The organism is Shimia abyssi (assembly GCF_003014475.1).
In the GTDB taxonomy this organism is placed as follows: Bacteria; Pseudomonadota; Alphaproteobacteria; order Rhodobacterales; family Rhodobacteraceae; genus Shimia; species Shimia abyssi.
This window is the reverse complement of sequence record NZ_PYGJ01000001.1, coordinates 520,014-543,891: the sequence shown is the minus strand read 5'-3', so window position 1 is coordinate 543,891 and position 23,878 is coordinate 520,014. Positions and strand designations below refer to the sequence as shown.

At 54.3% G+C, this 23,878-nt stretch carries 24 protein-coding genes; 18 read left to right on the top strand and 6 right to left on the bottom strand.

What is annotated here, in order from left to right; all coding sequences use genetic code 11:
• Genes arsC through CLV88_RS02640 form a run of 3 tightly spaced genes read right to left on the bottom strand, consistent with a single transcriptional unit; the run spans position 1 to position 1,732 of the window.
• On the bottom strand, positions 1–339 hold the full coding sequence (arsC, locus tag CLV88_RS02650) for an arsenate reductase (glutaredoxin) (RefSeq protein WP_106606794.1): 339 nt from the start codon (positions 337–339) through the stop codon (positions 1–3).
• The gene (locus CLV88_RS02645; RefSeq protein WP_106606793.1) at positions 336–1,394 is read right to left on the bottom strand and encodes a quinone-dependent dihydroorotate dehydrogenase; all 1,059 of its coding nucleotides are present in this window, start codon (positions 1,392–1,394) and stop codon (positions 336–338) included. The genes arsC and CLV88_RS02645 overlap by 4 nt, the downstream gene beginning before the upstream one ends.
• A complete protein-coding gene (locus CLV88_RS02640) occupies positions 1,391–1,732 on the bottom strand; it encodes a DUF952 domain-containing protein (RefSeq protein WP_106606792.1) in 342 nt (113 codons plus the stop codon). The genes CLV88_RS02645 and CLV88_RS02640 overlap by 4 nt, the downstream gene beginning before the upstream one ends.
• A 112-nt stretch (positions 1,733–1,844) precedes the next feature.
• On the opposite strand from CLV88_RS02640, the gene CLV88_RS02635 reads away from it, so the two are divergent.
• From CLV88_RS02635 to CLV88_RS23270, 12 genes are all read left to right on the top strand, one after another.
• Positions 1,845–3,404: a bifunctional metallophosphatase/5'-nucleotidase gene (locus CLV88_RS02635; RefSeq protein WP_106606791.1), complete on the top strand. Its 1,560-nt coding sequence runs from the start codon at positions 1,845–1,847 to the stop codon at positions 3,402–3,404.
• A gap of 78 nt (positions 3,405–3,482) precedes the next feature.
• Positions 3,483–3,788 carry a DnaJ family domain-containing protein gene (locus CLV88_RS02630; RefSeq protein WP_106606790.1) on the top strand — a complete coding sequence of 102 codons (306 nt, stop codon included), beginning with the start codon at positions 3,483–3,485 and terminating at the stop codon, positions 3,786–3,788.
• Positions 3,789–4,454 carry an SOS response-associated peptidase gene (locus CLV88_RS02625; RefSeq protein ID WP_106606789.1) on the top strand — a complete coding sequence of 222 codons (666 nt, stop codon included), beginning with the start codon at positions 3,789–3,791 and terminating at the stop codon, positions 4,452–4,454.
• Between the two features lie 136 nt (positions 4,455–4,590).
• On the top strand, positions 4,591–5,412 hold the full coding sequence (locus CLV88_RS02620; RefSeq protein ID WP_106606788.1) for a bifunctional allantoicase/(S)-ureidoglycine aminohydrolase: 822 nt from the start codon (positions 4,591–4,593) through the stop codon (positions 5,410–5,412).
• A 303-nt stretch (positions 5,413–5,715) separates the two neighbouring features.
• Positions 5,716–6,906, top strand: coding sequence for an L-aspartate--glyoxylate aminotransferase BhcA (gene bhcA / locus CLV88_RS02615; RefSeq protein ID WP_106606787.1), 1,191 nt, complete (start codon positions 5,716–5,718; stop codon positions 6,904–6,906).
• Between the two features lie 14 nt (positions 6,907–6,920).
• Entirely contained in the window at positions 6,921–7,874 is a 954-nt protein-coding gene (gene bhcB, locus CLV88_RS02610) for a beta-hydroxyaspartate dehydratase BhcB (RefSeq protein ID WP_207797004.1), read from the top strand.
• A 5-nt stretch (positions 7,875–7,879) separates the two neighbouring features.
• Positions 7,880–9,043: a 3-hydroxy-D-aspartate aldolase BhcC gene (gene bhcC, locus CLV88_RS02605; RefSeq protein WP_106607074.1), complete on the top strand. Its 1,164-nt coding sequence runs from the start codon at positions 7,880–7,882 to the stop codon at positions 9,041–9,043.
• A 106-nt stretch (positions 9,044–9,149) separates the two neighbouring features.
• The gene (bhcD, locus tag CLV88_RS02600) at positions 9,150–10,115 is read left to right on the top strand and encodes an iminosuccinate reductase BhcD (protein ID WP_106606786.1); all 966 of its coding nucleotides are present in this window, start codon (positions 9,150–9,152) and stop codon (positions 10,113–10,115) included.
• Between the two features lie 75 nt (positions 10,116–10,190).
• Positions 10,191–11,186, top strand: a complete 996-nt coding sequence (locus CLV88_RS02595) for a type I glyceraldehyde-3-phosphate dehydrogenase (protein WP_106606785.1) — start codon at positions 10,191–10,193, stop codon at positions 11,184–11,186.
• 33 nt (positions 11,187–11,219) lie between these two features.
• Positions 11,220–13,499 (top strand): NADP-dependent malic enzyme, encoded by a 2,280-nt coding sequence (locus tag CLV88_RS02590; protein ID WP_106606784.1) that lies wholly within the window; start codon positions 11,220–11,222, stop codon positions 13,497–13,499.
• Positions 13,500–13,727: 228 nt separating this feature from the next.
• Positions 13,728–13,889: a nuclear transport factor 2 family protein gene (locus tag CLV88_RS23275; RefSeq protein ID WP_243403545.1), complete on the top strand. Its 162-nt coding sequence runs from the start codon at positions 13,728–13,730 to the stop codon at positions 13,887–13,889.
• Positions 13,849–14,019, top strand: a complete 171-nt coding sequence (locus CLV88_RS23270) for a hypothetical protein (RefSeq protein ID WP_243403544.1) — start codon at positions 13,849–13,851, stop codon at positions 14,017–14,019. Before CLV88_RS23275 ends, CLV88_RS23270 begins: the two co-directional genes overlap by 41 nt.
• A gap of 43 nt (positions 14,020–14,062) precedes the next feature.
• Here CLV88_RS23270 and CLV88_RS02580 read toward each other — a convergent pair whose 3' ends face one another.
• Entirely contained in the window at positions 14,063–15,835 is a 1,773-nt protein-coding gene (locus CLV88_RS02580) for an SLC13 family permease (RefSeq protein WP_106607073.1), read from the bottom strand.
• A 152-nt stretch (positions 15,836–15,987) separates the two neighbouring features.
• Here CLV88_RS02580 and CLV88_RS02575 point away from each other — a divergent pair, with 152 nt between their 5' ends.
• Positions 15,988–16,728 (top strand): YebC/PmpR family DNA-binding transcriptional regulator, encoded by a 741-nt coding sequence (locus tag CLV88_RS02575; protein ID WP_106606783.1) that lies wholly within the window; start codon positions 15,988–15,990, stop codon positions 16,726–16,728.
• 130 nt (positions 16,729–16,858) lie between these two features.
• Here CLV88_RS02575 and CLV88_RS02570 read toward each other — a convergent pair whose 3' ends face one another.
• Positions 16,859–17,737, bottom strand: coding sequence for a LysR family transcriptional regulator ArgP (locus tag CLV88_RS02570; protein WP_106606782.1), 879 nt, complete (start codon positions 17,735–17,737; stop codon positions 16,859–16,861).
• A gap of 89 nt (positions 17,738–17,826) precedes the next feature.
• On the opposite strand from CLV88_RS02570, the gene CLV88_RS02565 reads away from it, so the two are divergent.
• The 4 genes from CLV88_RS02565 to CLV88_RS02550 all read left to right on the top strand — a co-directional run bounded on the left by CLV88_RS02565 (position 17,827) and on the right by CLV88_RS02550 (position 21,589).
• On the top strand, positions 17,827–18,429 hold the full coding sequence (locus CLV88_RS02565) for a LysE/ArgO family amino acid transporter (protein WP_106606781.1): 603 nt from the start codon (positions 17,827–17,829) through the stop codon (positions 18,427–18,429).
• Between the two features lie 112 nt (positions 18,430–18,541).
• On the top strand, positions 18,542–19,474 hold the full coding sequence (locus tag CLV88_RS02560; protein ID WP_106606780.1) for a pirin family protein: 933 nt from the start codon (positions 18,542–18,544) through the stop codon (positions 19,472–19,474).
• Between the two features lie 68 nt (positions 19,475–19,542).
• Entirely contained in the window at positions 19,543–20,460 is a 918-nt protein-coding gene (locus CLV88_RS02555; protein WP_106606779.1) for a DMT family transporter, read from the top strand.
• Positions 20,461–20,524: 64 nt separating this feature from the next.
• Complete coding sequence (locus tag CLV88_RS02550; RefSeq protein WP_106606778.1) at positions 20,525–21,589, top strand: DUF1036 domain-containing protein; 1,065 nt, start codon at positions 20,525–20,527, stop codon at positions 21,587–21,589.
• 47 nt (positions 21,590–21,636) lie between these two features.
• Here the strand turns inward: CLV88_RS02550 and betI are convergent, their stop codons facing one another.
• Positions 21,637–22,221, bottom strand: a complete 585-nt coding sequence (gene betI, locus CLV88_RS02545) for a choline-binding transcriptional repressor BetI (protein WP_106607072.1) — start codon at positions 22,219–22,221, stop codon at positions 21,637–21,639.
• A gap of 153 nt (positions 22,222–22,374) precedes the next feature.
• Between betI and betB the strand changes: the two genes are divergently transcribed.
• On the top strand, positions 22,375–23,826 hold the full coding sequence (betB, locus tag CLV88_RS02540; protein WP_106606777.1) for a betaine-aldehyde dehydrogenase: 1,452 nt from the start codon (positions 22,375–22,377) through the stop codon (positions 23,824–23,826).
• The last annotated feature ends 52 nt before the right edge of the window (positions 23,827–23,878 follow it).

The following is a 23,878-nucleotide window of genomic DNA, read 5'->3' as shown; positions in this document are numbered from 1 at the left end:
CTAAAGGATTTCGAGCACGCTTTCCGGTGGCCGTCCAATAGCTGCTTTGCCGTTGGCCAGCACAATGGGACGCTCAATCAGAATGGGATTTTCCGCCATCACGGCCCGAAGTTTTTCGTCCGGATCGGTCTTGGACAAGCCAAGCTCCTTAAAGCGTTTTTCGCCAGTCCGCATCATCGCAATCGCGCTTGTTCCTAGCAGGCTCTGAACCTGCTCGATCTCTTCCAGAAAGGGCGCGTCTTCAAGATAGAGACGCACCGTAATCTCTTGTTTTTCTTTGATAATTGCAAGTGTCTGTCGCGATTTTGAACAGCGCGGATTGTGCCAGATCGTGATCACAACCAGTCCTCGCGCTTGCTGCCTACGGCGTCCGCCACATTGTCAAATCCGTCGTGTTCCAACAGCCGATCCAACCCCCGGATCACGTCCTCAGCCAGCGACAATCCGCCATAAACTAACGCCGTATAAAGCTGCACAGCACTCGCCCCGGCGCAGATTTTCGCGTATGCCTCGTCCGCGTTGCTGATGCCCCCTACGCCAACCAGCGGGATGCGCCCCTCAGTCAGTTGAGAAACACGCGCCAACACCTTGGTAGATTTGACAAAAAGTGGTTTCCCCGATAGCCCCCCAGCCTCGCCCCGATAGGCACTTTTTAACCCCTCTCGAGACAGTGTTGTGTTGGTTGTAATGATCCCATCAATGCCAGTTTCCACAGCCACTTCAGCAATCTCGCCAAGCTCCTGATCGGTCAAGTCAGGCGCGATTTTCAGGAAGACGGGAACCGATTTTTCGAGGTCATTTCGCGTCTCGACCACGCCTTGCAAAAGCGCGGTCAGTGCCGATTTTCCCTGTAAATCCCGTAGCTTCTCGGTATTAGGTGAACTGACATTAACAGTGGCAAAATCCAGATGCGCGCCGCAATGGGCCAGCACCTTGGCAAAGTCCGCGGCCCGGTCTTCACTGTCCTTGTTCGCCCCAAGGTTCAAACCGATCACGGCACTTGAAGGCCGCTTCGCAAGCCGCACCCCAATCGCGTCCATACCGTCATTGTTAAACCCAAACCGATTGATCGCCGCTCCATCTTCGCTCAGGCGGAACAGGCGCGGTTTCGGATTGCCCGGCTGCGGCTTTGGCGTGGCTGCGCCCACTTCAAAAAAGCCGAAGCCGGCTTTGGCTAAGCCATTCAAAGCAGTCGCATTTTTGTCAAAGCCAGCCGCCAGACCCACAGGATTAGAGAGGACGATTCCAGCCAGTTTCGTGGCCAAACGAGGAGATGTGATTTTGCCGGGCGCCGGGGCCGCGCCCATCTGCAATGCCTTGATGGCCAACCCATGTGCGACCTCTGGATCGAGACTGCGCAGGGCCTTCATTCCGAGTGCTTCAAGCGCCTTCATATTCCCAGTCCCGCCGGAAATTGATGCACCCCGTCAGTCAAAGGCAACGGTTGCGCCCAAGTAACATCTTCTATCCGCAACTCTCTGTAAAGATGCGGAAAAAGTGCGCCACCGCGGGATGGTTCCCACTTCAGGTCATCGCCCATCGGTTCACTTTCCAACCCCAAAAGGAACAGGCCATCAACCCCGGCAAAGTGCTTGGCTGCGGTCTCGGCGGCCTGTTCAGCCGTCGAGAAATGCACAAACCCATCCGCCACATCCACCGGCGCTCCATCACTGCGCCCATTGGCGCGCAAGTCGGCCCATTCTTCGGCCCGTAATATCTTGAAAATCAGCATACGTCCAAATGCAACGTAGCCGTCGTTAGGTCAAGCGCCGTTAACCTTTGACAATGCAGCGCCATGAAGGGCACCATTTGACCAGAAGGACAAAAACAATAGGGGGATTCCCATGAAAACGTATCTGATGACAGGCGCTGCCGCCTTGGCGATGAGCGCCGGTGCTGCTGCTGCCGACTATTCACTGACCATTTTGCACACCAACGATTTCCACGCTCGTTTTGAGCCAATCTCGAAATATGACTCTGGCTGTAATGAAGAATCCAACGCTGAAGGCAAGTGTTTTGGCGGTTCGGCCCGACTTGTTACTGCGATCGAAGCAGCGCGTCAGCGTACGGACAATTCGATTCTGGTAGACGGTGGCGACCAGTTTCAGGGCACGTTGTTCTATACATATTACAAGGGCAAACTTGCCGCCGAGATGATGAACAAGCTGGGTTATGATGGCATGACCGTGGGCAACCACGAATTTGACGATGGCCCCGAAGTGCTGCGCGGATTCATGGATTCGGTAAACTTTCCGGTTCTGATGTCCAATGCCGATGTCAGCAAGGAAGCGTTGCTGGCTGATACGCTGATGAAATCCACCGTAATCGAAAAAGGTGGAGAAAAAATTGGCCTGATTGGTTTGACACCGCAAGATACAGATGAGCTTGCGAGCCCAGGACCGAACGTTACATTCTCTGACCCAGTTGCAGCTGTGCAGGGCGAAGTCGACAAGCTGACCGAGATGGGCGTGAACAAGATTATTGTTTTGTCCCACTCTGGATATGGGGTCGACCAACGCGTCGCAGCCGAGACCACCGGCGTAGACGTTATCGTGGGTGGCCACTCTAACACGTTGCTGTCCAACACGTCTGACCGAGCGCAGGGACCGTACCCTACAATGGTGGGTGATACAGCCATCGTTCAGGCCTATGCCTACGGTAAATTCCTTGGCGAGTTGAATGTAACGTTCAACGACGCTGGTGAGTTGACGGCGGCGGTTGGTGAGCCAATCATTATGGATGCTTCTGTTGCCGAGGACGAAGCCACTAAAGCGCGTATTGCAGAAGCTGCCGCGCCATTGGAAGAAATCCGCAACCGTGTCGTCGCTGAGACAGCTGAGCCAATCGATGGCGAGCGCGGCTCATGTCGGGCAGCCGAATGCGCGATGGGTAACTTGATTGCTGATGCGATGCTTGACCGGGTCAAGGATCAGGGCGTCGAGATTGCCATTCAAAACGGCGGTGGCATTCGTGCCTCGATTGATGGCGGTGAAGTGACGATGGGCGAAGTGCTCACGGTGCTACCATTCCAGAACACGCTTTCGACGTTCCAAGTGTCTGGTGAGACCATTGTGGCTGCGCTTGAAAACGGGGTTAGCCAACACGAAGATGGCGCGGGGCGCTTCCCGCAGGTGGCTGGGATGTCTTACACATTTGACGTGAGCCAGCCCGCAGGCAGCCGTGTTAGCGACGTGATGGTAGGCGGATCGCCGATTGATATGGGCAAGGTGTATGGCGTTGTGTCCAACAACTATGTTCGCAACGGCGGCGATGGCTACAAAATGTTCAGGGATGCGCAAAACGCCTATGACTTTGGCCCCGATCTGGCCGATGTCACAGCTGAGTTCCTTGCCGCGCAAGGCCCGTTCAAACCGTATTTGGATGGGCGCATCACTGCAAAATAAGCGAAACACAAATCGGGTCATGCTTGACCTTTCAAACCTCCGCCGGGACACTGGCGGGGGTTTTTTGTTGAGGGCACCATGGATCATCCGCTGTTCGATCTAATTAATCAGCGTATCAAGGAAGCTGAAGCCGCTGGAGAGTTTGATAATCTGGCAGGCGCGGGCAAACCCCTACCCAGGGTAGAGGACCCTGAAAACGCGCTTATCAACCGATTGGTCCGAGAAAGCGGGGCTGTGCCCGAGTACGTATCGTTGTCGCGTGAACTTGCGAAATTGCGCGATGATTTGCGTGAGACAGGCGATCGCACCCGCCGCCGGGACATTATGAAAGATATGTCGAGGATGGAGGCCAGAATTGAGCTGGCCCGAAAGGCTTATCGGTAAATGTGCGGGCGATTTGCAATTACCTTGCCCACAGATGCGATGGCGCAGCTTTTTGCAGCTTCGCCCGCTAATGATTTGCCGGGGGTTCCAAACTACAACGTTTGTCCGACCACTCAGATTCATGTGGTTTTGGGCGAAGAAACCAGCCCGCGCCGCCTGGTTTCGATGCGCTGGGGGTTTATCCCACGTTGGTATAAGAAGCCGAGTGGCGGCCCGTTACTGATCAACGCGCGTGCAGAGACGATAGCGGAAAAACCAGCGTTTCGTGCAGCTTGTCGAGAACGAAGGTGTTTGATACCGGTCAGCGGGTTTTATGAGTGGACCAAGGATAACGAGGGTGCCCGGTGGCCTTGGTATATCCAGAGTGATGACACGCTTGCGCTGGCAGGGGTGTGGCAAAGCTGGACACAAGACGAAGAGGTGATCGACACGTGTGCCATTGTGACGACAAACGCCAACGACACGATGTCGCGTATTCATCATCGGATGCCCGTTGTGATATCGCCCGATGACTGGGGGCTTTGGCTGGGCGAAAACGGGCATGGTGCGGCTACGCTGATGCGGGCACCAGATAGTTCGCTATTGTCTTTCCATTCGGTTGATCGTGCCGTGAATTCCAACCGCGCCAGCGGGCCGCAATTGATCGAACCCTTTGATGAGCATTAAGCATTCGCCAAGTGTTCGCTCGAGATTTTCAATTTTTTCAGAATAATCCTTCAGCATTCAGAGGCGTGCTTTGGTATTGGCCTAAGGAGCGCAAGCGGGTTTCATAAAGAGTAACTTCAGCAAAAATGGTTTCGGAATGTCTCAGTCCAACTACTACGCCCCGCAGGGCGGTTTGCCGCCCCAGACACAGCTTTTGACGGATCGGGCAGTATTTACAGACGCCTACGCAGTGATCCCGCGGGGTACAATGACGGACATTGTCACGTCGAACCTGCCTTTTTGGAGAGATACGCGGGTTTGGGTAATTGCCCGTCCGATGAGCGGGTTTGCTGAGACATTTTCTCATTACATCGTAGAAGTTGCACCGGGTGGGGGCAGCGATGCACCCGAGCCGGATACGCAGGCGCAGGGCGTTTTGTTCGTGGTGGGCGGACAGTGTATCGTTTCAATTGACGGCAACGAGCACGTCTTGGCAGAAGGCGGTTATGCCTATATTCCAGCGGGAACTCAGTGGCAAATCCGCAATACGAGCGACAAGTCGGCTCGGTTTCATTGGATCCGCAAGATCTATGAAGCTGTGCCGGGGATCGATGCACCCGAGGCTTTTGTAACAAGTGACACCGACGTTGCGCCGACGGTAATGCCCGATACTGATGGTCGCTGGTCAACGACGCGGTTTGTCGACTCGGATGATTTACGGCACGATATGCACGTGAATATCGTGAATTTTGAGCCCGGTGCCGTGATCCCCTTTGCCGAAACCCATGTCATGGAGCATGGGCTTTATGTGCTTGAAGGCAAAGCGGTTTACCGTCTGAACCAAGACTGGGTTGAGGTTGAAGCGGGGGACTATATGTGGCTGCGCGCGTTTTGCCCGCAGGCGTGTTATGCGGGAGGGCCGGGAAAGTTTCGGTATCTGCTCTACAAGGATGTGAACCGGCATATGAAGCTGCGATAATGCTTCAAGGCGTCTGAGGTCAGAAGGATTTAGCGTTAGCAGGCATAGTGATTTGGGTTTTAAACCGCGCCACTACGGCGCGGTTTTTTTGTTTTGGGCCCAGATTCTGGCCTCAATGACGGGATGTGAGAAACTGCATTTGGAATTTTTTGAAAAACGAATTTGATGAGTGAAAAAATTTAAAATATTGAAATAAAAGCAAGAAAAGCAATTTGGTAATAAATGAAAGTATTTTTCAAAAAAATTGCCCCGAAACCTTGATCTCCTTAGTTTGAAAGTCGATCAAGCCAAGGAGGCATTCAAATGAGCTTTCAAAACCCGGTTTTCATTCCCGGTCCGACCAACATGCCCGAGGCGCTGCGCCGTGCTGTGGATATGCCCACATTGGATCATCGCTCCTCGCTATTTGCAGAGATGCTGCATCCAGCGCGCGCTGGAGTGAAGAAAGTGCTCAAGAGCGAGACCGCTGAGGTTTTCTTTTTCCCATCCACTGGAACCGGTGGCTGGGAAACGGCGCTGACAAACACGTTGTCGCCGGGTGACACGATCTTGGCCGCGCGCAACGGGATGTTCTCGCATCGGTGGATCGATATGTGCCAACGACATGGTCTGAACGTTCAGGTTGTCGAAACCGAATGGGGGCTGGGTCTGCCAGCGGATCGGTTCGAAGAAATTCTGTCATCAGATACGAGTCACCAGATCAAGGTTGTTTTGGCCACGCATAATGAAACCGCGACAGGCGTGAAGTCCGACATTGCCGCAGTGCGCAAGGCCTTGGATGCGGCGGGTCATCCGGCGATGCTGTATGTTGATGGCGTCAGCTCGATTGCCTCGATGGACTTCCGCATGGACGAGTGGGGTGTCGACATCGCTGTCACCGGCTCGCAAAAGGGATTTATGCTGCCGGCCGGGCTGGCCATCGTCGGGTTTTCGCCCAAGGCGATGCAGATGGTTGAGGCCGCGACGTTGCCACGTACGTTCTTTGACATTCGCGATATGGGGCGCAGTTATGCGGCCAATGGATATCCTTATACACCTGCGGTTGGGCTGTTGAACGGGCTGAACAAATCGTGCGACATGCTGCTGGCGGAAGGCCTTGAAAATGTGTTTGCCCGCCATCATCGTATCGCGAGCGGAGTGCGCGCGGCGGTGCATGCGTGGGGAATGGAACTTTGTGCGGCGTCGCCCGATTTGTATTCTGACAGTGTCAGCGCCATTCGAACACCGGATGGGTTTGACGCGACACAGTTCGTGACACATGCCGCTGACACCTATGGCGTCGCTTTTGGCGTGGGTCTGGGCGACGTAGCGGGCAAGGTGTTCCGCATTGGCCATCTGGGCATGTTGACGGATGTCATGGCTCTGTCGGGCATTGCGACGGCGGAAATGTGTATGGCAGACCTTGGGTTGGATATTCGACTGGGGTCCGGGGTTGCGGCTGCGCAGGAGGTGTACCGCGGCTCAACTGCAAAGCCGCTGAAAGAAGCTGCGTGATAAAGGACGTTTCCATGTATATTCCCACATACGAGGATATGCTTGCTGCGCATGAACGCATTAAGCCACATATTCGGCGTACGCCGGTGCGGACCTCGGATTACCTGAATGAAGTGGCGGGATGCCAACTGTTCTTCAAGTGCGAGAACTTTCAGGAACCGGGTGCCTTTAAGGTGCGCGGGGCCACAAACGCGGTTTTTGGTCTGGACAAGGAGCAGGCGGTGAAAGGTGTGGCGACCCATTCGTCTGGCAATCACGCGTCATGTCTGAGCTATGCGGCGATGTTGCGGGGGATTCCATGCAATGTGGTTATGCCACGAACCGCGCCGCAGGCCAAAAAAGACACTGTGCGTCGGTATGGCGGTGTGATCACTGAGTGTGATCCGTCCACAACTTCTCGCGAGGCGACCTTTGCGGAAGTTCAGGCGGCGAGCGGAGGGGATTTTGTGCATCCCTATAATGACCCGCGCGTGATCGCCGGGCAGGGTACTTGTTCGCGCGAATTCATGGAGCAAACTGACGGGCTGGACGCGATTGTTGCGCCAATCGGTGGTGGAGGCATGATTTCGGGCACCTGCTTGACCTTGGCAACTCTGGCCCCGGAAACACAGGTAATAGCAGCGGAGCCGGAACAGGCGGACGACGCCTATCGTAGTTTCAGGGCGGGACACATCATTGCCGATGACGCGCCCCAGACCATTGCGGACGGATTGTTGGTGCCGTTGAAAGAGCGCACCTGGCATTTTGTGAGCACTCACGTGTCGGAGATATATACGGCCTCCGAGCAAGAGATCGTCGATGCGATGAAGCTGACGTGGAAGCATCTGCGGGTGGTGATGGAACCGTCGAGTGCAGTGCCGTTGGCCGTGATCCTGAAGAACCGCGAAGCATTTTTAGGCAAACGTGTCGGCATTATCATAACAGGCGGGAACGTCGACTTGGACAAACTTCCATGGATGAACGGGTGAGAGAGATGAAAGATATGAACAATCTAGACCAATACGAAGTGGGCTTTGATATCCCGGCCAAGCCTGGCATGAACGAAGCAGATATCCAAACTCCGGCGCTGATTCTGGATCTGGACGCGCTGGAGCGCAACATTGTGAAGATGGGCGATTATGCCAAAGCGCATGGGATGCGCCATCGAGTGCATGGCAAAATGCACAAGTCTGTCGATGTGGCCAAGTTGCAAGAGCGTTTGGGCGGAGCTATTGGCGTTTGCTGCCAAAAAGTGAGCGAGGCCGAGGTATTTGCGCGCGGTGGCATCAAAGATGTTCTGGTGTCCAATCAGGTGCGTGACCCAGCCAAAATCGATCGGTTGGCGCGGCTGCCCAAGTTTGGTGCGCGCACAATTGTATGCGTGGACGATTTGGCTAATGTGGCGGAATTGTCTGCGGCGGCGGTTCGTCATGGAACGCAGATCGACTGTTTCATCGAAATCGATTGTGGTGCCGGTCGCTGTGGCGTGAATTCGTCCGACGCCGTTGTGGCGATTGCGCAAGCGGTTGAGGCCGCAGATGGCCTAAGCTTTACGGGCATTCAGGCCTATCAGGGCGCCATGCAGCATATGGACAGCTACGAGGACCGCAAAGCCAAACTGGATATTGCCATCGGTATGGTAAGCGACGCCGTGTCGGCCTTGTCTGATGCCGGGATTACGTGTGAGTTGGTATCTGGTGGTGGGACAGGGTCCTACTATTTTGAAAGTAATTCAGGTGTTTATAACGAATTGCAGTGCGGTTCTTATGCTTTCATGGATGCCGATTATGGGCGTATCCTAGACAAGGACGGCAAACGCATTGATCAGGGTGAGTGGGAGAATGCGCTGTTCCTTTTGACCAGCGTTATGAGCCACACTAAATCGGACAAGGCCATAGTTGATGCTGGGCTGAAGGCGCAGTCGGTGGATAGCGGATTGCCGGTCGTTTTTGGGCGAGATGATGTTGAGTATCTGAAGTGTTCGGATGAGCACGGTGTCGTGGGTGATCCGTCGGGTGTTTTGGCAATAAACGAAAAACTGCGATTGGTGCCGGGGCATTGTGACCCGACTTGCAATGTGCATGATTGGTATGTGGGTGTTCGAGGCGGCAAAGTTGAATGTGTTTGGCCAGTGTCTGCGCGCGGGCGTGCCTATTAAACACAGCGAGAGTGTTTTCGGATCGGCCTCTGGCCGATCCGACTGAGCGGGGGCCAGCCCCCGCACCCCCGAAGTATTTCCGGCAAGATGAAGGAGGAACGGGTCAATGTGGATTGTGCCTGAGAGAGAGATTGCGGGCCTTGTGTCGCGTGAGGCCGCGTTTGATGCGGTGGAGCAGGTGTTTGCAGCCATGGCAGCGGGGCGTGCGAACAATTTCCCGGTGGTTCGCGAAGCGATTGGCCATGAGAATGCGCTTTATGGATTTAAAGGCGGGTTTGATCAATTGGGTGGTGCTTTGGGTTTAAAGGCCGGCGGTTATTGGCCAAACAATCTCGAAAAACGCGGCCTGATCAATCACCAGTCCACCGTCTTTTTATTTGACCCGGACACTGGTCGACCTGTGGCGATGGTTGGAGGTAATCTTTTGACGGCTTTGCGTACAGCAGCGGCTTCGTCAGTGTCCATTCAACATCTGTCGAGGCCCGATGCGCGCGTCATAGGTATGGTGGGCGCCGGTCATCAAGCTACATTTCAGCTGCGAGCCGCGTTAGAGCAACGCAGCTTTGAAAAGGTGATTGGCTGGAATCGTCATCCCGAAATGTTGCCAAACATTCAGAAGGTTGCGGAAGATGCCGACTTGCCTTTTGAGGCGGTCGAATTGGGAGATTTGAGCGAGGCTGATGTCATCATCACGATCACTTCATCTTTTGGGCCAATTCTGATGGTGGATCATGTCGCGCCCGGCACTCATATTGCGTGTATGGGAACGGATACCAAAGGAAAACAAGAAGTTGAAGCGAGACTGTTAGCAAATTCTTTGGTGTTTACCGATGAAGTCGCTCAGTCGATCAGTATTGGTGAAGCGCAACACGCGGTAGCGTCGGGTGCATTAGCGTCTGATGCTGTTATTGAAATTGGGAGGGTCATCAACGGAGATCATCCAGGGCGACAAAGCGCGGATGAGATAACTTTGTTTGATGGCACCGGAGTGGGCTTGCAGGATTTGGCCGTCGCGGCCAAGGTCGTTGATCTGGCAATCGAAAAGGGTGTCGCCATCAAAGTGGACATTTAGCCCCATGCTTTTAGGGTGGCCTTTCCCGGCTAAACACGTTCAATTGGCCAGCAAATTCAGGGCGGGAGCGGCGGAATGGCTGATCGCAACATTCGTATATTCATCAACGGATTTGGCCGGATCGGGCGAACGCTGTTGCGTATTTTGGCCAAAGGAACACATTCGGAATTCGAGATTGTTGGCATCAACGATATAGAGCCGTTGGATACCTGTGCCTATCTGTTTGAGTATGATAGCGTTTTTGGCGCCTACCCGGGGCGAGTCGACGTTGTCAACCAGGCGCTGACTGTTGATGATCTGACCATTCCGTTTTTTGGCGAACGCGATATTTCCGTCTTGGATTTGGGCGATGTTGACGTTGTTCTCGAATGTACGGGGATGGCGGGAAAGAGGGCGGTTGCAGAACGTGGCTTGGCCGCAGGCGCGCGTTCTGTTTTGATATCCGGTCCTTCGGACGAAGCGGATATGACGGTTGTCATGGGGGCGAACGAGCATTTGATAGAGGGGCACAAGATTGTGTCCAATGCGTCCTGCACGACCAATGCGCTTGCGCCATTGCTGCGCGTTTTGGATACAGAATATGGGTTGGTTAGCGGCCACATGACGACTGTGCACTGTTATACAGGTAGCCAGCCGACCGTTGATAAACCGCGCGCAGATCTGGCTCGGAGCCGGGCGGCGGCACTTTCTATGGTGCCAACCACTACGTCTGCGCAACGGTTGATCGATAAGGTTCTCCCGCATTTGAGTGGCCGGGTTGAGGCCCGTGCAATTCGCGTACCGACAGCGAGCGTTTCAGCTATTGACCTGACAATCCAAACAGACACTCCCACTAATGTTAAGGCTGTGAACACATTGTTGCAGGCTGAGGCGCAAGCTGGGTTGATCGGATGGACCACAAAACCGCTGGTGTCGACAGATCTGCGGGCGCGACCAGAATCGCTCATCTTGAGTGGGCGGGAAACGTCTGTGTCGGTGGGCGGGTTGCTGCGGGTGTTTGGCTGGTATGACAATGAATGGGGCTTTTCCAACCGTATGTTGGATATGGCCAGACTGATGGGGCGGCGATAAGCCATCTGAGGGAACTTGAGGAGTAGGGTAAGCATGTCTAAGGACAAGAAAGTAGACGAGCGCGATCGGCAGGCGGCATTGAATTATCACGAGTTTCCCAAGCCGGGGAAATTGGAAATTCGTGCCACCAAACCAATGACGACGGGCCGGGACCTCAGTCGGGCCTATAGTCCTGGTGTGGCCGAAGCTTGCCTGGAAATCGAAAAGAACCCATCGGATGCCACCCGGTATACGGCCAAGGGAAATTTGGTTGCGGTCATTTCAAATGGAACGGCTGTGCTCGGGTTGGGCAATATCGGTGCGCAAGCCAGCAAACCCGTTATGGAAGGCAAAGCGGTTCTTTTCAAAAAATTTGCGGGCATTGATTGCTTTGACATTGAAGTGAACGAGCCGGATCCTGAGAAACTTGCAGATTTGGTTTGTCGGTTGGAGCCTACTTTTGGGGCGATAAACCTAGAGGACATCAAGGCGCCGGACTGTTTCCTTGTTGAAAGAATTTGCCGTGAACGAATGAACATTCCGGTGTTTCATGATGACCAACATGGCACCGCAATCGTGGCGGCGGCGGCAGCTTACAACGCGTTGATCGTGGCCAAAAAGAACGTGGAAGACATCAAGGTTGTGGCACTTGGCGCAGGGGCGGCAGGTATTGCGTGCCTCAAAATGCTGATGACGATGGGCGTACAACACGAGAATATCCTTATGTTGGATAGCAAGGGTGTCGTGCACAAGCAGCGCAACGATTTGACACCGGAAAAGGCTGAATTTGCCCAGCCAACCGAAAAACGCACCACTATGGAAGCCATGGAGGGCGCTGATTTGTTCCTTGGTGTGTCTGGCCCCGGTTTGTTGACCAAGGAAATGGTCGAACAGATGGCGGATGATCCAATCATCTTTGCGCTGGCCAACCCAACACCGGAAATCATGCCGGAGGAGGCGCGCGAAGCTGCGCCGGGGGCGCTGATTGCAACTGGGCGATCTGACTATCCCAATCAGGTGAATAACGTTCTGTGTTTTCCATTCATATTCCGGGGCGCGCTCGACGTCGGAGCGACCGAAATCAATGACACAATGAAGCTGGCATGCGTTGAAGCTATTGCCAGTCTTGCGCGTGAAACCACGAGTGCCGAAGTGGGGCAGGCGTATCATGGCGAGGAATTGTCTTTTGGTCCCAACTACCTGATCCCAAAACCGTTTGATCCGCGACTGATGCCGACGATTGCTGTTGCGGTGGCCCGTGCGGCAATCGAGTCAGGTGTCGCGACTAAAAACCTTGATTTGCATGCTTATGAAGATCATCTACAAGCGCAGGTTTTCCGCTCGTCTATGATCATGCGCCCCGTATTTGAGGATGCCAGCCGAACACGTCGCCGCATTATCTTTGCAGAAGGCGAGGATGAGCGTGTATTGCGGTGTGCGCAGGCGATGCTGGAAGATACGGTTGATACACCGATCTTGATCGGGCGCCCCGAAGTGATTGAAAGGCGGCTGGAACGGGCTGGGCTTAAGATAAAGCCGGGTCAGGATTTTGAGCTGATCAATCCCGAAAATGACGTGCGCTTTAGGGACTATTGGACGCATTATCATGAAAAATTGCGTCGGCAGGGGGTTTCGCCGGATTCTGCAAAAGCCATTTTGCGAACCAATACCACAGCGATTGCAGCAATTGCAGTGGATCGGGGCGACGCCGACAGTATGATTTGCGGCACGTTTGGCGAGTATCGTTGGCACTTGCGTTATGTCACCCAGGTGTTGGCCAACAAGGAATTGCACCCAGTTGCCGCGCTTTCATTGATCATTCTGGACAAGGGGTCACTATTCCTGGCCGATACACATGTTCATATTGAGCCGACGCCGGAGCAGGTCGCGGAGACTGTGATTGCCGCGGCTCGCCATGTGCGCCGATTTGGGGTCGACCCAAAGGTGGCGCTTTGTTCCGGGAGCCAGTTTGGCAACCTAGATAGCCATTCGGGTCGCGTTATGCGCGGTGCGCTGGAAATATTGGATCAGCAAGAGCCGGATTTCGAGTATGAAGGCGAAATGCACACTGACGCGGCACTTGACCCCGCCCTTCGCGACCGTCTGTTTCCGGGTGGCCGACTTGAGGGCAAAGCAAACGTGTTGGTTTATTCAAATACCGACGCAGCCGGTGCAACGCGCAACATATTGAAATCGGTTGCCGAAGGGCTTGAAGTGGGGCCGATTTTGATGGGAATGGGCAACCGCGCTCACATTGTGACGCCTTCGACCACGGTGCGCGGGTTGCTGAACACGGCGGCTTTGGCCGGTACCGACGTGTCGTCTTACGGCTAGAATTCAGGCAGAGTTTACCAGCGTGTTTCGGTGAACCGCGCGCTGGTGTCTCTATTTGTCTCTTCAAACAGTCTGAAGTGTGTTAGCGGCATCGGATTCCATTTTGAATAGCTTTTCACGTCACTGACAATAGAGGTGCTGCGTGCCAAGGCGGACGAGTACACCGCGGCTTGTAATTCTGGCAAACCATAGGCCGTTGCGGCCCATTATGCCAAGGACGGTGAAATTGTGATCAACCACGGTGACCCTTGGGAGGGTCGGGACCGTTTGAGGGACATGGCCGCAGGTTTTTTTGCCGACGTTCCAGATTTGAAACTTACCTGCGATGACGTGAGGATCGCGGGCAATCATGCGGTCTATGTCTGGACCTTTGTTGGCCATGGGCCATGATGCGGGCACGGGCAACGCATTGGACATTCAGGGATGGGAAGAGTGGGAATTGGGCGAGGATATGTTGGTTAAATCGTCACGCGGTTGGTTCTGCGCCGATGATTATGCGCGTCAGGTAAAGGGCCAGTAGTTCCCATTGACACGTCGCGCATGTGTTGCTGTCGGGCGAAAAACTATAGCGGCCAGAACGTCAGGATGGCCGGGATTGAAACCGCAACGACCAAGATTTCCAATGGCAAACCCATGCGCCAGTAGTCGCCAAACTGATACCCGCCGGGCCCGAGGATCAGGGTGTTATTCTTGTGGCCAATTGGGGTGAGGAAGGCCGAGCTTGCTGCAACTGCGACGGCCATCAAGAACGGATCGGCGGACACGTCCAGCGATGTGGCCATTTGAATTGCAACGGGTGCCGCGACAATTGTTGTCGCGGTGTTGTTAAGGACATCGGACAAAGTCATTGTGACCAACATCAGCACGGTCAGGACTGCCCAAGCAGGCAACCCGCCAGTCAGGCCCACCAAAGCGTTGGCGATGAGCGAGGTGCCGCCGGAACTGTCCAGAGCTGCGCCCAAGGGGATCATGGATCCCAGCAGAACAACCACGGGCCATTCAATGTGGTCATAAAGCTCTGAGATAGGCACAATCTTGGTCAGCACATACGCAACCACAACGAGCCCAAGTGCAATCGGCAAATAGATAAGGCCAACCGAGGCGGCCGCAACTGCACCGACAAACAGGCCGATCGCCAACCAGATTTTTGAGTTGGCAGTGACAACAAGACCGCGATCGGCAAGAGGCAAACAGCCCAGCCAATCGGTTACATCCGCACCTCGGTCTTTGTGCACCAGCACCAGAAGAATGTCGCCCGGTTGAATTTCGGTCTTACGAATTTGGCTGCGAATGCGCCGACCTTGCCGGGAAATCCCCATCAATACGGCGCCTTGGCGCCACGCAAGACCCAGTGATTGCGCCGACTTCCCGACAACACGCCCAGATTCGGGCACCACTATTTCGATAACGTCCAACCCGTCGCCTGCCGCCTTTAATGCTTCTTCTCTGCGTTCGTCGGAAAAGTTTAGCGACAAGGCTGCGCGAAACTCGTCCAACGCATCGGGGCTGGCCTCGAGTATCAAGGTGTCGCCTTCTTGCAGAACATAGTTTCGCGCAGCGCCATAAAGTCGTTTGCCTTTGCGGATCAGGCCCAGGATGGCGACGTCGCTCTCATCAGCTTGGGCGTCCAATTCTCCGACGCGCTGGCCGATCAGCTTGCTGTCCTCGGGCACGGTCAACTCGGCGATGTATTGCCCTAAGTCAGAGACCTTTTGACCTGCGTCTTCTCGGTCGGGGATAAGGCGCCAGCCAATCAATGCCACAAAGATTAGCCCGGCCACGGCAGTAATGCCGCCCACCGGCGCAAAGTCAAACATGCGAAACGGTTCGCCCAAAGATTCCTCTCTGATCGAGGCGATGATGATATTGGGAGGGGTGCCGATCAATGTCGCCATACCCCCCAAAATGGTTGCAAAACTAAGCGGCATCAAAGACTTAGACGGACTGCGACCGGCTTTGCGTGCGGTTTGGATGTCGACGGGCATCAACAGCGCCAGCGCGGCGACGTTGTTCATAAAAGCGGATAAAACGGCGCCAATTGCGCCGACCATGGCGATATGGCTGCCGAGGGCCCGGGTGCTGTCGACCAAAGTTCGTGTTATCAAAAACACTGCGCCTGACCGCACCAACCCTGCCGAAACCACCAACACTAGAGCGACAATGATTGTTGCCGGATGGCCGAAACCCGAGAATGCGTCCTTGACCGGCACCACGCCAAGGACGACACCGATTAGGAGCGCGGAAAATGCGATCAAATCATATCGAAATCGCCCCCAAAGCAACATCGCAAACACCCCACCAAAAAGGGAAAACAAAATGATCTGATCAAATGTCATGCGCGGCCTCGGGATGTGTTGTTTCTTTGGTTGATCCAAGCCCAGCCAGACTGATAAAGCAACCGCTTGCGGCCCTGTGGCGGCTTGCCGTATAGAAGCGGTGATCATCAGATAGCGCGCGCATACCGCGCAGAAGTAACCGGAGGCGAAACATGGCCGGCCATAGTAAATGGGCAAACATTCAGCACCGCAAAGGGCGTCAGGACGCTGCGCGTTCCAAGCTGTTTTCCAAACTGTCAAAAGAGATCACGGTGGCTGCCAAGATGGGCGACCCCGATCCAGAGAAAAACCCACGCCTGCGTCTAGCGGTCAAAGAAGCCAAGTCGCAATCCGTCCCAAAGGACGTGATTGACCGCGCGATTAAGAAATCTGTGGCGGGTGAGGGCGATGACTACGAAGAGATCCGCTATGAGGGCTATGGCCCCAATGGCGTGGCGGTTATCGTTGAGGCAATGACCGACAACCGTAATCGTACTGCATCAACGGTTCGCTCAACATTCTCAAAGAATGGCGGCAATCTGGGTGAAACCGGATCCGTTGGTTTCATGTTTGAGCGCAAGGGCGAAGTGACATACCCAGCAGACTCAGGGGATGCTGACACCATCTTTGAAGCTGCCATTGAAGCAGGCGCGGAAGACGTTGAAAGCAGCGATGATGGCCACATTATCTGGTGTGAAGATACTGATCTGAACGACGTTTCCAGCGCGCTTGAAGCGGCACTTGGTGAAAGTGACTCAACCAAATTGGTATGGAAGCCCACGACCACCACAGAGATGGACCTTGAGGCCATGCAAAAGCTGATGAAATTGGTGGATGCGCTTGAAGACGACGACGATATCCAGCGTGTCACAACCAATTTTGAGGCCAGCGACGAGGTTATGGAACAGCTTTAAGCTTGTTTCAGAGTTCTACGAGTTTGGCCCTGCAAGCATTTTGCAGGGCCTTTTAATACCCAAAATTGCATTGCTTCGCTGTGCAAAGGTGATTGTCGTTCAACTGATCCCAATCAAATTAGGCCGTTTCTCAATTTATCAGCATATGTCGCGTTTGCCGCCGCACCGCCCGTGTAAGCGGTTCGAGTGCGCCATCGACCAAGCGGCTTGTTTGCCAATAAAGCGGTATATCTTGGTGCGCGTCGGGCAAAAGAGTAACCAGTCGCCCAGTCGCGATGTGATCATTCACCAGCATTTCCGGGTTCATGCCCCACCCCAACCCCAATAAGCTTGCTTCGACAAACCCCTCTGATGATGGCAAACGGTGGCTGGGTGGCGTAGCTGAGCAGTTCAAATGAGTTTTCATCCAGTTCTGCTGCAATCGGTCCTTAGCGTCAAAGCGTAGCATCGGGGCCTTGGCAATTGTTTCGGCGGTCACTCCAACGGAAAAGTATTTGCGGAAAAAGGACGGGCTGGCCGTGGCCAGGTATCTGAGTGCGCCGAGCGCATGGCTGCTGCACCCTGAAATCGGTGACGCGTGGGATGTCACGGCCGCGACAACCTCTCCGCGGCGCAGCCAGTCTGCCGAGTACTCCTGATCATCAACCACCAGATCAAATAGAAGATCGGGTGCCATGGCCGCAGCTGATATAAACCACGTGGCCAGGCTGTCGGCGTTCACTGCAATCCGAAGCCGTGCCGAGCGCGGTGTCAGCGACTCGATGTCGCGCGACAGACCATGTTCTAGCAGGCTTACCTGATCGAGATGCGCGGCCAGACGACGCCCTGTCGCTGTTCCCGTGCAGGGCTGTCCGCGCAGCACGAGTGGCGTCCCGATACGTTCTTCCAGATTTTTCAGGCGCTGCGAAACCGCCGACTGCGTCACGCCCAGTGCTTCGGCTGCCCCGTCGAAACTGCCTGTGCGCAAAATAGCGGCGAGCGTTGTGAGCTGGGCATAATCAACTATCATTAGATATTCTAATTTAGGGTCGCATTCTTTAATTTGAATAAAGATCCCCTCCGCGCTAGGCAAGGTTCAATCATGTTGAGGGCATATCGATGATCGAAGCAGGGCTGGCAGGGTTTCTTTTGGGGTTTTCCTTGATCATGGCCATTGGCGCGCAAAATGCATTTGTGCTCCGGCAAGGGCTACGAGGTGACTATGTTCTATCATTGGTGCTGACCTGTGCCCTTTCAGACGCTCTTTTGATTACTGCGGGCGTGGCCGGATTTGGCGCGCTGATCGCCGCCAATCCTTGGGCGCTAAACCTTGTGCGTTGGGCCGGGGCGGCGTTTCTTTTTGTGTACGGTGCCATGAATTTCCGCGCAGCTTGGGTGGGGGGCGGAAAGCTCGAAGACAAAGGCGGCACGGCGGGCAGTCTAAAGGGTGCCATCAGTACCTGCCTGCTGCTGACCTGGGCCAACCCGCATGTTTATCTGGATACCGTTGTTTTGCTCGGAGGGATTTCCGCCCAGTATGAGCTGCAATGGGCGTTTGGCGTGGGCGCAGCGATTTCGAGCTTTGTGTTTTTCTTTATGCTTGGGTTTGGCGCACGCTTTTTGCGACCAGTGTTCACCAGCGCGCGCGCGTGGCGCACTCTGGATGTGTTCGTTGGTATAACAATGTGGGCGATTGCGACGAAACTGGTGATCGGCGTGTAGGTCGGACAATTTTGTCCGACTTCCTATTTTGCGCACAATGGTTGTGGGAAATTCGAACTTTTGTGCATTCATGCGTTCACCATAATATCTCTTTACACAAGAGGAGCGCATTATGAGCTGGAACCCCACACTTGAACCCAGTTGCCCCGATGCTGGCAGCTTGGACGCAATCGAAACCGTCATAGTTCCGCGCGCGCGCGATATTGGTGACTTTGAGGTGCGCCGTGCTTTGCCCGCGCCGCGTCGGCAAATGGTCGGGCCTTTCATATTCTTTGATCAAATGGGCCCCGTGGAGTTTTTGACCGGCAAAGGTATCGACGTGCGGCCACACCCGCATATCGGGCTTGGCACGGTCACGTATCTTTACTCCGGTGAGTTTGAGCATCGTGACAGTCTGGGTACGCATCAGATGATCTACCCGGGCGAAGTCAACTGGATGGTCGCTGGAAACGGCGTGACCCATTCTGAACGCACAAGTGCCGAGACCCGACAAAATCCCAGTTCGTTGTTTGGCATTCAAACATGGATCGCGCTACCGGAAGAACATGAAGAAGATGCGGCTCGGTTCGAGCACCATGACAAAGCAGCGCTGCCATTCTTAGAGGGAGAGGGCAAAGAGGTTCGCCTCATTCTTGGCAACGCTTGGGGCGCGCGGGCACCGGCGACGGTTCTGTCCGAGACATTTTATGCGGATGTCACCTTGCAAGCCGGCGCGAAATTGCCAATGCCGGATAATCACGAGGATCGTGGGCTATACGTGAGCCAAGGGGCCATCGAGGTAGCTGGTGACAGGTTTGAAGCCGGACGCATGATGGTGTTTCGACCCGGAGACGCGATTACAGTGAAGGCCGGACCAGAGGGAGCGAGGCTTATGGCGTTGGGCGGTGCAACGCTCAATGGGCCTCGCCATATTTGGTGGAATTTTGTCGCCGCGAGCCGCGAAAAAATTGAAGCGGCAAAGCATGCTTGGGCTGCGGGTGATTGGAGCGAAGGCCGGTTTTCATTGCCACCCGGAGATGATGCCGAATTTATTCCATTGCCGTAATGGCGCTGCCAGGATCTCCAGTGATGTGCTTGCTCGACAATGCCGTGCAAAAATGATCCTGTGCCCAAATGGTCGCACGGCAACATCAAAAAAATGACTCGCGCCCCGTTGCCGGAGTGTTTTGGATGTTGGTCACTGGTGTGTGTTTTGTCGGCGTGACGGTATTGGTCAAATTTGTCGGATCGCGCATCCCAGCAGTAGAGGCCGCCTTTCTCCGGTACGCGCTGGGTGTTGTGTTTTTAGTGCCGATGGTACAGCCAATATTGAGGGCTGGCCTTACGAATCGGCAAGTATCACTCTTCACCTTGCGCGGTGTCGTGCACACAATCGGCGTTGGATGTTGGTTCTTTGCCATGACGCGAATCCCGCTCGCCGAGGTGACCGCCATGAATTATATGGCGCCGATTTACGTGACGATTGGCGCCGCCCTATTCTTGGGTGAAAAACTGGCGATGCGGCGCATTTTTGCAATTGCGATGGCTTTGCTTGGAGCGTTTGTCATCCTGCGTCCAGGCTTTCGTGAATTAAACCCGGGCCACGTCGCCATGTTGTTTACGGCGCTGGCCTTTGGAGTAAGTTATTTGCTTGCCAAGGTGTTGAGCGACGAACTGCCTCCAACTGTCTTGGTCGGAATGTTGTCGGTATCTGTAACAATCGGCCTCGCGCCTGCGGCGATTTTGGTCTGGGTCACACCAACCTTGAATGAGTTGCTGCTTTTGTTCGGCGTTGCCTGTTTCGCGACGGCTGGTCATTACACAATGACGCTGGCCTTTCGTGCTGCGCCGGTAACTGTAACGCAACCTGTAAGTTTTCTCCAACTCATCTGGTCGGTACTGATTGGTTGGATCATCTTCTCAGAGGCACCTGATGTCTGGGTTGTCCTTGGCGGAGTTCTGATCGTATCTGCCATCTGTTTTATCACCTGGCGCGAGGCGATGCTGAAGCGAAGGCAAATCACGCCACTTGAGGGACAAACCAAGCTTTGATTGCCTGCGTTCGCGCGATTTTGCTAGGGTGTAAGTAAGTAGCGGAAATGACGGAGGGACGTTTATGGCTTGCTTTCAAAACGCAATATTGTTCAGCGGGTTGACGTTTCTCACGTCTGCAAGTGGCGCTTTTGCAGGATTAGAAATCTGCAATGGGACGGATTTCAGGACCAGTGTTTCCATAGGGTACAAAGATGGTGAGCAATTTGTATCCGAGGGCTGGTGGACGTTAGCACCGGGTGCGTGCAAGCAGCCCCTTCAGGCGGATCTGAAGCGTCGATATTATTATGTTTATGCAAGTGCAGCAGATCGCACGTTTACACCTGAGGCACGAAATACATTCTGCACCCAGTCGGATGCATTCACAATTTTCGGAGACGAACATTGCGATGAGCGTGGGTATGAAACCAAGGGATTTGCTAGAATAGACACAGGCAAAACGGCGAAGCATTTTTCTGTAATGATGCAGAGCGATATGTTTGACAGAAAAGGCCCACCTGAACCTCAATTGCACGTTGAGATGGGCGAGATTGCCAGCGGCATGCTGCCGCTGAGAGGTGATTCTCAACCGGGTCTCTTAGGTGAGCCGTTCTCGCAAACCGGCATTTTCCAAGGCTGCGTGCAAGGTGAAGACGGCGCGTGGTGCGCTTTTCATGCGGATGGCTGGAAGTTCTATGCCTATTACGGAGGTGGAACGCCGGATACGATGTTGGACGCGCTGGAGTTCTTGCCCGTCACGACCCCCGTCAGTTTTGCGGGTGATATGATCAATTACGGCGATATCTCGGTTGAGGTCGCATTACGCGAGATTGCTTATTTGCCGGGATATGATCGGTATCAGGCACAGCGTATTGCTATGCAGGGGAAGTGGCGAAGTGTGGATGACCCGCAGTCAGAGCTATTCATCGAGGGTGCAGAGATGCTCGATATTTATGGTGGCGAACAGTTGGGAGAGATGTTCCTTCAGATATTGGATCGTTGTGAGGATGGCCCCGACGTGGGGCCCGTTTTGATCCAGACTGAGCCGGAAACTCAGGATCAATATTGCTACATCATCGAAGAAGCGAGCAATGAGAAGTTGGAATTAATTTATCTCGGCGCGCCCCGACCTTTGGAGTATCGACGCTAGGCAATTGGTTTTCTACCCGAAGGCGCGAGCGATCGTTAGACTGTCGTTTAAACGTCTGATTTCAGCAATAGGTTGGCAACTTTTCTCGCTTCGTACCTAGCTTGTTCAGGATCGAGTGCCACAGCAGATTGCGCCGCCTCAAGCCAGACGCCATCCATATAGCTTTGTAGCGCGATCCTGACTGTCTCGCGTCGGCTTTGGGGGAGTAGAGCACTCAGCTCAGCGCGAAAGTGCGACGTGACCCGCGCCCTGTTAATCTGATGAAGCCGAGCTAGCCGCGGCACGTAGGGTGCGCTGCCCCAAAACTGCACCCACAAAGAACATTGTTCGATCGTATAAAGCCGATCGGCAAAGTTTGCATCAAGAACGGCCATAAGCCGTTCATGTGGAGTTTCTGCAGCTGAATAGCGTTCCAACATCGCCTCTTTCAGCATGGTCATCAGGCGGCGCATCGTAGCCTCCATCAACTTTTCCTTGGAGCCAAAATAGTAGTTGATTGATGCAGCCGAGGCGCCAGCAAGGTTAGCGATTTCCGTCATTGTAACAACGGCGTAGCCGCGCTGATGCACAGCGAGGATTGTTGCGTCGATCAATTCCTGATGGCGGATATCACGGATACGTTTGCGGCCCATTGTCCCAGAATGACGCCAACGACGTGCAGGTTCAATATTGTAATTTAAATAAAAAAATGAAACGCGCATTTAAAAAACTGAAAGTCGGTGCTAGTCTGCTCCAATGAAAGACGTGATGAGTCACGGTGCAGGGCAATTTTCAGGAGCGCGACGATGCAGCTACAACCCGTGGCAAGCCATTTTGTGGATGGTGAATATGTTGAGGATGAAACCGGAACACCGATTGACATCATCTACCCTGCAACTGGAAAAATTATTGGCCGCGTGTATGGTGCGACACCGGCAATCCTAGAGAGGGCCTTGGCGAGTGCCGAATCCGCGCAGCGCCAGTGGGCGAAAGTACCAGGTCGTGAACGAGGCCGTATCCTTGCCCGTGCTGCACGTATGATTATGGAGCGCAATCACGAGCTTTCGGTGCTTGAAACCCACGATACGGGAAAACCGTATCAGGAGACAATTGCAGTAGATGCCACGAGCGGCGCGGATGCGCTGGAGTATTTTGGCGGGTTGGCGGGAAGCCTGACAGGTGAGCACATTTCGCTGGGTGACGACTGGGTTTACACCATTCGTGAACCGCTAGGGGTTTGTGTTGGGATCGGGGCGTGGAATTACCCTACACAGATCGCCTGTTGGAAGGGCGCTCCAGCATTGGCTTGTGGCAATGCAATGATTTTCAAGCCGTCCGAAACTACTCCGATGTGCGCATTGAAAGTTGCAGAGATTCTTGTTGTAGCAGGTCTTCCCAAGGGGGTGTACAATGTAGTGCAAGGCTTGGGTGACGTTGGCGCTGCGTTGGTGTCCGACCCGCGCGTAGCCAAAGTGTCTTTGACTGGGTCTGTGCCGACGGGACGCAAAGTATACGCCTCGGCAGCTAGTCAAATGAAACACGTTACAATGGAGTTAGGCGGCAAATCGCCCCTGATTATCTTTGACGACGCAGATCTGGACAACGCAGTTGGTGGCGCGATAAATGGCAATTTCTACTCCTCTGGCCAAGTGTGTTCCAATGGAACAAGGGTGTTTGTGCAAAAGGGCCTTAAGGAAGCGTTTATCAAGAGACTATCCGAGAGGCTTGGCAATGTGGTGATCGGCGACCCATTGGACGAAGCGACAAGCTTCGGTCCCATGGTTAGTGAGGCACAGATGAATATTGTGCTCGGCTACATGGAAAAGGGTGTTTCTGAAGGCGCGCGCCTGGTGTGTGGTGGCAAAAGGATTGACCGGGATGGGTTCTATCTAGAGCCGACAGTGTTTGCGGACGTCACTGATGATATGACAATTGCTCGAGAAGAGATCTTTGGGCCAGTTATGTCGGTGCTGGACTTCGAAACAGAAGAAGAGGCCGTTTTACGCGCGAACGCGACTGAATATGGTCTATCTGCAGGCGTGTTTACATCTGATCTTTCGCGCGGACACCGTGTGATCAGTGCGTTGCAAGCCGGCAGTTGTTTCATCAACTCATATAATGACGCGCCGGTTGAAGCACCCTTTGGCGGGGTGAAAGCCAGCGGTGTTGGTCGTGAAAATTCGAAAGAGGCGATCGCGCACTATAGTCAAGTAAAGTCAGTTTATGTGCGTATGGGCGACGTAGAGGCGCCATTCTAATGCGCGCGAAAAGTCACGCCAAACAGGCACTTAAGTCGGCGGTATATTCCGC

What these genes read in the sequence shown, in the direction of transcription:
- CLV88_RS02550 (WP_106606778.1), top strand. Translation starts at nt 20,525, where the DNA reads ATGGCTTGCTTTCAAAACGCAATATTGTTCAGCGGGTTGACGTTTCTC.
- CLV88_RS02635 (WP_106606791.1), top strand. Translation starts at nt 1,845, where the DNA reads ATGAAAACGTATCTGATGACAGGCGCTGCCGCCTTGGCGATGAGCGCC.
- betI (WP_106607072.1), bottom strand. Translation starts at nt 22,221, where the DNA reads ATGGGCCGCAAACGTATCCGTGATATCCGCCATCAGGAATTGATCGAC.
- bhcC (WP_106607074.1), top strand. Translation starts at nt 7,880, where the DNA reads ATGAAAGATATGAACAATCTAGACCAATACGAAGTGGGCTTTGATATC.
- CLV88_RS02645 (WP_106606793.1), bottom strand. Translation starts at nt 1,394, where the DNA reads ATGAAGGCGCTTGAAGCACTCGGAATGAAGGCCCTGCGCAGTCTCGAT.
- bhcA (WP_106606787.1), top strand. Translation starts at nt 5,716, where the DNA reads ATGAGCTTTCAAAACCCGGTTTTCATTCCCGGTCCGACCAACATGCCC.
- CLV88_RS02620 (WP_106606788.1), top strand. Translation starts at nt 4,591, where the DNA reads ATGTCTCAGTCCAACTACTACGCCCCGCAGGGCGGTTTGCCGCCCCAG.
- CLV88_RS02625 (WP_106606789.1), top strand. Translation starts at nt 3,789, where the DNA reads ATGTGCGGGCGATTTGCAATTACCTTGCCCACAGATGCGATGGCGCAG.
- bhcD (WP_106606786.1), top strand. Translation starts at nt 9,150, where the DNA reads ATGTGGATTGTGCCTGAGAGAGAGATTGCGGGCCTTGTGTCGCGTGAG.
- betB (WP_106606777.1), top strand. Translation starts at nt 22,375, where the DNA reads ATGCAGCTACAACCCGTGGCAAGCCATTTTGTGGATGGTGAATATGTT.
- CLV88_RS02555 (WP_106606779.1), top strand. Translation starts at nt 19,543, where the DNA reads ATGGTCGCACGGCAACATCAAAAAAATGACTCGCGCCCCGTTGCCGGA.
- CLV88_RS02580 (WP_106607073.1), bottom strand. Translation starts at nt 15,835, where the DNA reads ATGACATTTGATCAGATCATTTTGTTTTCCCTTTTTGGTGGGGTGTTT.
- CLV88_RS02640 (WP_106606792.1), bottom strand. Translation starts at nt 1,732, where the DNA reads ATGCTGATTTTCAAGATATTACGGGCCGAAGAATGGGCCGACTTGCGC.
- CLV88_RS02570 (WP_106606782.1), bottom strand. Translation starts at nt 17,737, where the DNA reads ATGATAGTTGATTATGCCCAGCTCACAACGCTCGCCGCTATTTTGCGC.
- CLV88_RS02575 (WP_106606783.1), top strand. Translation starts at nt 15,988, where the DNA reads ATGGCCGGCCATAGTAAATGGGCAAACATTCAGCACCGCAAAGGGCGT.
- CLV88_RS02560 (WP_106606780.1), top strand. Translation starts at nt 18,542, where the DNA reads ATGAGCTGGAACCCCACACTTGAACCCAGTTGCCCCGATGCTGGCAGC.
- CLV88_RS23270 (WP_243403544.1), top strand. Translation starts at nt 13,849, where the DNA reads ATGCGGTCTATGTCTGGACCTTTGTTGGCCATGGGCCATGATGCGGGC.
- CLV88_RS02630 (WP_106606790.1), top strand. Translation starts at nt 3,483, where the DNA reads ATGGATCATCCGCTGTTCGATCTAATTAATCAGCGTATCAAGGAAGCT.
- bhcB (WP_207797004.1), top strand. Translation starts at nt 6,921, where the DNA reads ATGTATATTCCCACATACGAGGATATGCTTGCTGCGCATGAACGCATT.
- CLV88_RS02595 (WP_106606785.1), top strand. Translation starts at nt 10,191, where the DNA reads ATGGCTGATCGCAACATTCGTATATTCATCAACGGATTTGGCCGGATC.
- CLV88_RS02590 (WP_106606784.1), top strand. Translation starts at nt 11,220, where the DNA reads ATGTCTAAGGACAAGAAAGTAGACGAGCGCGATCGGCAGGCGGCATTG.
- CLV88_RS02565 (WP_106606781.1), top strand. Translation starts at nt 17,827, where the DNA reads ATGATCGAAGCAGGGCTGGCAGGGTTTCTTTTGGGGTTTTCCTTGATC.